The organism is Enterococcus sp. E5-37 (genome assembly GCF_035726925.1).
GTDB lineage: Bacteria > Bacillota > Bacilli > Lactobacillales > Enterococcaceae > Enterococcus_B > Enterococcus_B faecium.
Genome location: NZ_JAPMLG010000036.1, coordinates 1 through 718, shown reverse-complemented (window position 1 = coordinate 718; position 718 = coordinate 1). Strand labels below are relative to the sequence as shown.

The window sequence follows — 718 nt, the reverse complement described above, 5'->3', positions numbered from 1 at the left end:
TATTGATAGAGAAACCGCGGTTTCTTAGTTCATTGGTCATCCGTAAACAGCCATAATCCTTGTGCTTCTCCCGAATTTTAAGCATTTCCGCTTCAATCTCTTGATCTGGATTTTTACGGTCCAATCGTTTTTGCCAGTACATAAAGGTTGCCTTAGGGAACTTTAAAGTTTCTAGAAGCTCAACTAATTTAAACGGTCCTCGGAGGCTTGCGATGATTCGTGCGATTGCTTCATTCGTCGTTGTTGGGCTTCCTGTTTTCGCAGCTTCCTCAATTCTTTTAAAAAGGCATTTTCAATTTGAAGGGAACGGACTCGTTTCTCCAACTCCTCGATGCGTTCACGTTCTTTAGACGTTGCTTTAGTTGTAGATTTTTTCTTATTTTTGGGTTCATTTTTCTTAGACAAGATAGGTGGACATCCTTTCGTTTTTGAGAGTCCATCGATCCCACCCTCACGGAATTGACGCATCCAACTAGCGATCAAATTAGGGTTGTTCATGTTAAGTGTGTTGGCAACTTCACGATAGGACAGCTCACTTGTTAGATATAACTCTATCGCATCCAGCTTAAATTGAACAGAATATTTTTTCTTTTGTCGCTTTCTTACTAGACCCTCTTCACCAAATTCTTGATAGGCATTGATCCAGCGCTTCACTTGTGATGGAGCCTTAATGGAATACTTCTTTGCCAGATAATCACTTCCGCCTTTACCATCCAAA

General features: G+C 40.7%; 1 pseudogene. It reads right to left on the bottom strand.

The features are described from left to right. Positions 1-717, bottom strand: a pseudogene (locus OS138_RS12715) (IS3-like element ISEfa10 family transposase); the annotation flags it as partial. Between the last annotated feature and the right edge of the window lies 1 nt (position 718).